The sequence below is a fragment of the Streptomyces spongiae genome (assembly GCF_009377185.1).
GTDB lineage: Bacteria > Actinomycetota > Actinomycetes > Streptomycetales > Streptomycetaceae > Streptomyces > Streptomyces spongiae.
Window position 1 is genome coordinate 1 of sequence record NZ_VJZC01000424.1, and the last position, 8737, is coordinate 8737.

An 8737-nucleotide genomic window follows, 5' to 3' on the forward strand; every position below is an offset into this window, starting at 1 on the left:
GCCCCGCCCTCCCAGACGGGAGGGCGGGGCCCTGCGCTACAAGTCCACAGGTCATCCCTTTACACAGACGACCTGCTTCAGCTTCGCCACGACCTGTACCAAGTCCCGCTGCTGGTCGATGACCTGCTCGATCGGCTTGTATGCACCCGGGATCTCGTCCACGACTCCGGAGTCCTTACGGCACTCCACGCCCCGTGTCTGCTCCTCCAGGTCCTTCGTCGAGAAGCGCCGCTTCGCCGCGTTGCGGCTCATACGCCGACCGGCGCCGTGCGACGCCGAGTTGAAGGACTTGTCGTTGCCGAGGCCCTTCACGATGTATGAACCCGTGCCCATCGAGCCCGGGATAATCCCGTACTCGCCGGAACCTGCGCGGATCGCTCCCTTACGGGTGACCAGCAAGTCCATCCCGTCGTACCGCTCCTCCGCAACGTAGTTGTGATGCGCGCTGATCTCCGGCTCGAAGGTGGGCTTCGACTTCTTGAACTCCTTGCGACCACGTCCTTCAGGAGCGCCATCATGATGGTGCGGTTGCGCTTGGCGTACTCCTGCGCCCAGAACAGGTCGTTGCGGTAGGCCCCCATCTGCGGGGTGTCCGCGACGAAGACGGCGAGGTCGCGGTCGACCAGGCCCTGGTTGTGCGGGAGGTTCTGGGCCACACCGATGTGGTGCTCGGCGAGCTCCTTGCCGATGTTCCGGGACCCGGAGTGGAGCATGAGCCACACCGAATCGGACATATCAATACAAATCTCCACGAAGTGGTTGCCCGCTCCGAGCGTTCCCATCTGCAATCCGGCCCGCTCCCGCCGAAACTTCACCGCCTCCGCAACCCCCTCGAACCGCCCCCAGAAGTCGTCCCACCCAGCAGTGGCGAGCCCATGGAACCGCCCCGGGTCGACGGGGCTGTCATGCATCCCCCGCCCCACCGGAATCGCCTGCTCGACCTTCGACCGCAGCCGCGAAAGATCCCCCGGCAGATCGTTCGCCGTCAGAGACGTCTTCACCGCCGACATCCCGCAGCCGATGTCCACGCCCACCGCCGCAGGACACACCGCACCCCGCATCGCGATGACGGAGCCGACCGTCGCGCCCTTCCCGTAGTGGACGTCCGGCATGACCGCGAGGCCCTTGATCCACGGCAGGGTGGCGACGTTGCGGAGCTGCTGCATCGCGACGTCCTCGACCGACGCGGGGTCGGTCCACATGCGGATGGGAACCTTCGCGCCAGGTACCTCTACGTACGACATCTCGTCCTCAATCCCCCGGAACAACAACAGAAGCCTGAAATCGCAAAACCGGCGCCAAGGTCGACGAAAAGGGATGACGGACCGGCGTTCACGGCAGTGCGTGCGATAGACATTGTGTCCAGCGGTCGCCCTGGTGCGGCAAGCGAATAACCCCAGAGCAAGAGCGTGAACCAGCGCAAGACCGAGGCGCCGCCCCTGACCCCGGCGGCCCGTCGAGAGGAGCCCTCCGTGCAGCCGAAGGCGTACGTACCCGGCGTCGCCGTGCTCCTCGCGGCGTTGCTCGCGGGCTGCACGGGTTCCGACGAGCCGGACGACCCCGGGGACGACCGTCCCGGCGACGTCAGCACCACCGCGACCACCGCGCAGCCCGGCCGCTACCGCGTGCTCCCCGAGCCGTGCGGCTCCGTCTCCCACGGTGCGCTGGACGCACTCCTGCCCGGTATCAAGCAGATGACGGACGCGGAGCAGCGGGAGACGGCGTACGAGGGTGAGGCGACGCAGACGTTCGACACGGACCGGCGGGTGGGGTGCCGGTGGAAGGTGGAGTCGACCGAGGCCACGGACCATCTGTTCGTGGATTTCGAGCGGGTGGTGTCGTACAACAACCCGGTGAGCGACGACGACAAGGCGGAGGAGGTCTATGCCGCCGAGGAGACGGCCGCGGACCTTCCCGAGCCGGCTCCCACGGAGAGCGAGAGCGAGGAGGGCGAGGACGAGGGCGAGGGCGGGTCCTCCGGTGAGCCGAGTCCCTCCGAGTCCGCCTCGGAGTCCCCCTCCACGTCCGCTTCCGACTCACCCGATTCCTCTGCTTCACCCGTTTCTTCCGGTTCGGCCGATTCCTCCGCCTCCGCGAGCGAGACCCCCGCCGCGCTCCAGCCCCGTACGCTCGACGATCTGGGCGACGAGGCGTTCCTGAACGACGTGCTGAGTACGGCGCAGCAGCGGACGGTGACTGTGGTGTTCCGCACGTCGAACGTGATTGTGAGGGTGGAGTACGCGGAGCAGCCGGTGTCCGCGTCGGTGGTGCCGGACAGCAAGGACATGCAGGACAGGGCGCGGAATGTGGCCGCGCGGTTGGCGGATGCGTTCGACGACTGACCGTCTCCGTACCGGCTTCACAAACCTTTTGAACGGCAGTCGCTCTTCTTGCTCAACGCGTACCGTGGCCCCTCGGACCCGATCCGACAGCAGTATCACAAGTGACATGCAGGAACCACGAGCGTCATGAGCATCATGAGTGAAGGAACCATGCACCGATCAGCAGAGCGAGACCAGCATCTTCATCGAGGCGGGCGAGGCCGCGGAGGCAGGGGCGTCCGGCGGTTCCTCGTGGCTGCCGCGGCACTTCCGGTGATGCTCGTCGCGGCCGGCTGTTCCTCGGACTCCGGCTCCGGTGACGACGCGGCGAAGGAGTCGGCGAGCCCGGCGGCGAAGGAGTCGGCGACGGCTTCGGCGAACGAGGTGAAGGCGGCGGCGTACGCGAAGCTGCCCGAGGCGTGCACGATGTTGCCGAAGAAGACCCTGGAGGACCTGGTCCCGGAGGGTGCGAAGGACGGCAAGCCGATCAATGACGGTGAGCCGGACGTGAGTGGGGACTGCCGTTGGATCAGTCTCGACAACAATGGTGTGAAGGGTTCGCAGTACCGCTGGCTGAGTGTGTCGCTGCTGCTTCTGGAGTCGGACGCGTCGCGTGGCCCGGGGGACGAGCGGGCGCGGGCGCAGTTCGAGAAGAAGGTCTCGGAGGCGCAGGCGGTCGAGGGTGCGAAGGGCCTGAAGTCGGAGTCGGTGACCGGTACGGGTGACCAGGCGACGGTGGTGCGCTACGACCTGAAGAAGAAGGAAGGCACCTTCAAGCAGCAGACGGTCGTGGTGCGCGCCGAGAACGTGGTGATCACGCTCGACTACAACGGTGCGGGTCTGGCGGGTGACAAGGCTCCGGACGCGGACGACCTGGTGAAGGGCGCGAAGGCGGCTGCCAAGGAGATCGTGACGGCGATCGGCTCGGCGAACGGTCAGGGCGGGGGTTCGGGTTCGGGTTCGAGCGCGTCGCCGTCGAAGGAGCCGTCCAAGAAGCCGGCCGAGGACTCGTCGAAGGAGCCGTCGAAGTCCGCGTCGCCTTCGGCTTCGGAGAGCAAGACGAAGAGTTGAGTCTGCTGCTGCGCCTGAACGCGCGGCCTCAGCAGGCATTTTGTGGGAGCCCGGCCGCTTCGCGGACCGGGCTCCTTGGTGACCGGCCACGCGAGCGACACACACATGTGCCACTCTGTTGCGCGCAACGACAGGCATTGGGAGGGGAGTACGGGTGGCCGCGCCACTTCAGCTGACACGGACGCACCGCGTTCTCATAGGCGTTGTCGTGACCGGCGCCGTGATCATCGCCGGTATCGGTTTCGCGGGTTCGTACGCGGCCGTCCGTGAACTCGCTCTCCAGAAGGGCTTCGGGAACTTCAGCTATGTCTTCCCGATCGGCATCGACGCGGGTATCTGCGTCCTGCTGGCCCTGGACCTCCTCCTCACCTGGATCCGGATCCCGTTCCCGCTGCTGCGTCAGACGGCGTGGCTGCTGACGGCGGCGACGATCGCGTTCAACGGTGCGGCGGCCTGGCCGGACCCGTTGGGTGTCGGTATGCACTCGGTGATCCCGGTGCTGTTCGTGGTGGCGGTGGAGGCGGCGCGGCACGCGGTCGGCCGGATCGCGGACATCACGGCGGACAAGCACATGGAGGGTGTGCGGCTGACGCGTTGGCTGCTGTCGCCGCTTCCGACGTTCCTGCTGTGGCGCCGTATGAAGCTGTGGGAGCTGCGGTCGTACGACCAGGTGATCAAGCTGGAGCAGGAGCGTCTGGTGTACCAGGCGCGGTTGCGGTCCCGTTTCGGCCGTGGGTGGCGGCGCAAGGCTCCGGTGGAGTCGTTGATGCCGTTGCGTCTGGCGCGGTACGGCGTGCCGTTGGCGGACACGGCTCCGGCGGGTCTGGCGGCGGCGGGTATCGAGCCGGCGCTGTTGCCTCCGGCGCCGAAGCCTCAGCCGGAGCTGGAGGCCCAGGCGCAGGCGCAGGCCCCGGTTCAGACGCAGGCTCCGGTTCAGGCACAGGTTCAGGCACAGCTGGGCGGGCCCGCACCCCAGCCCCAGGCCCAACCTCAGCCCCAACCTCAGCAGCGGAGCCTCGCCCAGGGGCCGTTCCAGCAGAGCGGCCCGCCCTCGGGGCAGCCGGAGTACGTCCAGCAGGGCCCGCAGGGCCCGCGGCAGGACCAGAGCCCGTGGTTCGCCGCGGCCGGTCCCCAGGAGGTCGTCTACCAGGGCGGCTACAACCCCGCGTACGACCCGGAGAAGCCGTACGACGAGTGGTACGAGGAGCAGCCGGCCGATCCGCAGCCGTACGGGGAGGATCAGTACCCGGCGGAGCAGGTCGTGGACCAGTACGAGGAGCAGTACCAGGAGCAGCCGTACCAGGAGCAGCAGCTTCAGGAGCCGGAGTCCTCGTCGGAGGAGACGGGTAGTTTCCCCATCCCGTCGGGCCCGGGTCGTACGCGTCAGCTCGGTGAGGGCGGCGGGCCGCCGGAGCCGGACGAGGAGTCGTACTACCAGGTCTTCAAGCAGTCGATAAGCAACGGCAGCGGCTACCCGACTCCGCGCGAGTTCAGCAACAACGTCGAGGCGACCTATGGTGTCCCTCTCCTGGACGCCGACGCCAAGCGGATGGTCCTGCGCTTCACCAACCGCCACACCGCGGAACTGGAAGAGGACCACATCGCGTAGAAGGCAGCAGAAGGCAGCAGAAGGCGGTAGACGTCAGTAGAAGGCACAGGAAAGGGGCCCTCACCCGAGGGCCCCTCGCCGTTCCATGGCTCGGCTACTCCCCGAGCAGGGCCCGCACCCGGTCCTGCCCCACGGCGAGCAGCAGCGTGGGCAGCCGCGGCCCGGTGTCCCGCCCGACCAGCAGGTGGTACAGCAGGGCGAAGAAGGACCGCTGGGCCGTCTTGATCTCCGGCGGCAGTTCCTTCGGAGTCGCGTCGGCGGAGAACCCGGCCTGCACCTTGGGCACGCCGTAGACGAGATGCGTCAGCCCGTCCAGCGACCACTGCTCGGCCAGCCCGTCGAGCAGCAGCCGCAGAGACCGCTGCGACGGCTCGTCGAGGGACTTCAGCAGGTCGACGTCGGGCTCGTCCCGGACGATGGTCCGCTGGTCGGCGGGCACGTGCGTGTTGATCCATGCCTCGGCCTTGTCGTACCGCGGCCGTGCCTCGTCCAGCGAGGCGAGCGGCTTCTCCGGGTCCAGCTCGCTCAGGATCCGCAGCGCCTGGTCCTCGTGGCCGGCGGTGATGTCGGCGACCGACGCGAGTGTCCGGTACGGCAGCGGCAGGGGCGTGCGCGGCAGCTCGCCGCCCGCGGTCCGTACGGCACGCGAGTGGGCGGCGACGTCGGCGGGCAGGGCGGTTCCGTCGGCGACCTTGGCGTCGAGCTTGTCCCACTCGTCGTAGAGCCGCTGGATCTCCTGGTCGAAAGCGATCTTGAAGGACTGGTTGGGCTTGCGGCGGGCGTAGAGCCAGCGCAGAAGCTGCGGCTCCATGATCTTCAGGGCGTCGGCGGGGGTGGGCACCCCGCCCCGGGACGAGGACATCTTCGCCATCCCGCTGATCCCGACGAAGGCGTACATGGGCCCGATGGGCCGCTTGCCGCCGAAGATCCCGACGATCTGGCCACCGACCTGGAAGCTGGATCCGGGGGACGAGTGGTCGACGCCGCTGGGCTCGAACACGACTCCCTCGTAGGCCCAGCGCATGGGCCAGTCGACCTTCCAGACCAGCTTGCCGCGGTTGAACTCGCTCAGCGCCACGGTCTCGGAGAACCCGCAGGCGTCGCAGGTGTACGACAGCTCGGTGGTGTCGTCGTCGTAGGCGGTGACGGTGGTGAGGTCCTTCTCGCACTGCCCGCAGTAGGGCTTGTACGGGAAGTACCCGGCGGAGCTGCTGCCGTCGTCCTCGGCGGCGGCGCCCGATCCCTCGGCGGCCTCGAGTTCGGCGTCGTCGACGGGCTTCTGGGACTTCTTGGCCGCGGCCTTGGGCTTGGTCCGGTACTGCGCGAGAACGGCGTCGATGTCGCCACGGTGCTTCATCGCGTGCAGGATCTGCTCGCGGTAGACGCCGGAGGTGTACTGGGCGGTCTGGCTGATCCCGTCGAACTCGACGCCCAGCTCGGCGAGCGAGTCGGTCATCGCGGCCTTGAAGTGCTCGGCCCAGTTGGGGTGGGTGGAGCCCGTGGGCGCGGGGACGGAGGTCAGCGGCTTGCCGATGTGCTCGGCCCACGACTCGTCGACCCCCGCGACGCCGTTCGGCACCTTGCGGTACCGGTCGTAGTCGTCCCAGGAGATCAGGTGCCGCACCTGGTGGCCCCGCCGCCGGATCTCGTCGGCGACGAGGTGCGGTGTCATGACCTCGCGGAGGTTGCCCAGGTGGATGGGTCCGGAGGGGGACAGCCCGGACGCGACGACGACGGGTTTGCCCGGGGCCCGGTGCTCCGACTCCTCGATGACCTCATCCGCGAAACGGGAGACCCAGTCGGTGGTCTCGGTGCTCTGAGCCACGATCGGCACGTCCTCTTTTTCTGGAAGTTCCTCATCCGGCAGCCGGTACGGTCGCACGGCTGACCGCACCATTCTCCCAGCTACACCCACAACCACGAAAACGCCTTTTCAAGGGCCTGCACCATCCAGCCTCATCCAGCCCCTCCGGCGTTTGAGGAGCGGGGGCCCGGGGCGGAGCCCCCGAAACGGGGCCCGGGGCGGAGCCCCGTGGCGGGTCGAAGGGGCACAGCCCCTGAGGGTGCCCACCCGCGCCCGAGAAATCCGCTTTACCGTTCCTGGAGACTGAGCGGTAGTGAGTCCTGTTGCCAGGATTCATGCTCAGCCGCGTGGCCCGAACGGTGTTGGGCACGCTGGTCACCCGCGTTCGCTCCGCGTCCGGGCGGCACGCATCTGGTGCGTGGTCCGGGAACGCGGGGGCGAGTTTCCTCACGCCCTCGGGTCTCCGGTCCGGCCTGGGTGGTCCGATGCCCGTCTCCATCGCTCTGGTGGGTACGGGGCGGTGCCGCCCGTCGCCGGATCGGATGCCCGAGGGCGCGCCGTCCGATCGCCACAGCTGCCGCGTCGTGGCGAGTGGTCTTACGTGTGGGGGTGGTCAGCGGCTGCTCCCAGTGCTGGGCACCCCACCGGGAGGTGTAGGCCGGGTCCACCGCGACGAGCGCGATGTCCTGCTCGGCGGCCATCGCCACCAGCCGGGCCTTGAGCTTCGCGGTGGGAAAGCGGGCGATCAGACGACGAAAGCGCTTCTTACTGCCGTGCTTCTCCCGCGACGTGGCGTCGGTGAAGTCGAGGTCCTCGATCGCGATCGCCGCCGCCCCACACTGTCGGGTGTGGTGCAGCAGCCGGGTCAGGGCGTGCCGGATCTGGGCGTCCCGGTGGGCGGTGCTGCCCGACAGGTCGTAGAAGAAGCGTCTGGGTTCGCCGACGGGGTTGCCGTGGATGTCGAGGTGCCAGGCGGCGAGGTGGTCATCATTCATGTCCACCGCCACCACCCCCTTCGCCAGGGCCGCCTTGAGCGGCAGCACACGGGTGGGCGTGCGCTGCCAGGAGGCGGTCACGTACCAGCGGCCTCGCGCCGGGTCGTGGTGGATGCGGTAGGCCACTGCCCGGTTCACGGTGATCCGGTCCCGCCACTCCTCGCCCCGGTGCCGGAAGACAACGGTCGCGTCCAGCAGGTAGCGGCCGTGCGGCGCGTTGGCCAGATGAACGAGAGCAGCCGGAAGCTTGATCGAGACCTGGCTGCCCTCGGTGATGCGGATGGTCTCGTTGCCCAGACGCTTGCCGGACTCCCCGTCCGCAGCAAGGAACATCCGCGCCGCCTGCCACCGCTGACGCCACGCCTGCTCGTCCAGCCCAGCCTGATCCAGGTGGTGACGGAGGCGGGCGAGCCGTTTGCCGCCACGCACCACGTGCACAGCGCCGACCGCCCAGTCCGCCTCCAATGCGGTCAGCCGGTCCTTGAGTACATACAGGCGGCGGGACTTGGCATGCCACTCCGCCCGCGAGCCGTACCCGCGCACCAGCCCGTCACGCTTGTTCGCCTTCGTACCCAGGGGGCGCGCAAGCCGGGCCTCGATCGCGGCGATCTGCCCGCGCAGCCAGGCCATCTCCGCCAGCTGGCCGCGCCGGGCCAGAGCCCACTGGTCATGTGTGGCCTTGGTGATGCTGCCCGCCCAGCGTGCCGACGAGCATCTGGTCAGCTCCCGCTTCCGAGTGGCCCACGTGGTGGCGTCGTGGTCGAGTCGCCGCCGGGAACGTACGGCGAGATCCCGCGATGCCAGCCCGTCCAGGAAAGTACCGACCTCGGCCAGTACGGCCGCGTCAGTCTCCGAGACTCGCAGCCGGGTCCGGATCGCGACCCCCGCCGGTCCGGGCACCGCAAACGGCGCCGCCACCTCCCGCAGCCCGCCCATC

Annotated in this window: 5 protein-coding genes and 1 pseudogene; 3 read left to right on the forward strand and 3 right to left on the reverse strand. The window is 68.7% G+C overall.

The features are described from left to right. Positions 1-51: 51 nt before the first annotated feature. Positions 52-1244 (reverse strand): annotated as a pseudogene (locus FNH08_RS36830) (RtcB family protein). 228 nt (positions 1245-1472) lie between these two features. Between FNH08_RS36830 and FNH08_RS36835 the strand changes: the two are divergent. From FNH08_RS36835 to FNH08_RS36845, 3 genes are all read left to right on the forward strand, one after another. Further along, positions 1473-2342 carry a DUF3558 domain-containing protein gene (locus FNH08_RS36835; RefSeq protein ID WP_322726089.1) on the forward strand — a complete coding sequence of 290 codons (870 nt, stop codon included), beginning with the start codon at positions 1473-1475 and terminating at the stop codon, positions 2340-2342. A 252-nt stretch (positions 2343-2594) separates the two neighbouring features. Next, entirely contained in the window at positions 2595-3392 is a 798-nt protein-coding gene (locus tag FNH08_RS36840) for a DUF3558 domain-containing protein (protein WP_407704519.1), read from the forward strand. Between the two features lie 154 nt (positions 3393-3546). Next, positions 3547-5001 carry a DUF2637 domain-containing protein gene (locus FNH08_RS36845; protein ID WP_322726087.1) on the forward strand — a complete coding sequence of 485 codons (1455 nt, stop codon included), beginning with the start codon at positions 3547-3549 and terminating at the stop codon, positions 4999-5001. Positions 5002-5095: 94 nt separating this feature from the next. On the opposite strand, the gene lysS is transcribed toward FNH08_RS36845, so the two are convergent. Together lysS and FNH08_RS36855 are read right to left on the reverse strand one after the other, a co-directional pair. Beyond that, positions 5096-6835 carry a lysine--tRNA ligase gene (gene lysS, locus FNH08_RS36850; RefSeq protein ID WP_322726088.1) on the reverse strand — a complete coding sequence of 580 codons (1740 nt, stop codon included), beginning with the start codon at positions 6833-6835 and terminating at the stop codon, positions 5096-5098. A gap of 257 nt (positions 6836-7092) precedes the next feature. After that, positions 7093-8736, reverse strand: a complete 1644-nt coding sequence (locus tag FNH08_RS36855; protein ID WP_152775886.1) for a transposase — start codon at positions 8734-8736, stop codon at positions 7093-7095. Position 8737 lies beyond the last annotated feature (1 nt).

Bases quoted from the DNA above. Each gene is read 5' to 3' on its own strand.
- FNH08_RS36855 (WP_152775886.1), bottom strand. From the start codon at position 8,736: ATGGGCGGGCTGCGGGAGGTGGCGGCGCCGTTTGCGGTGCCCGGACCG.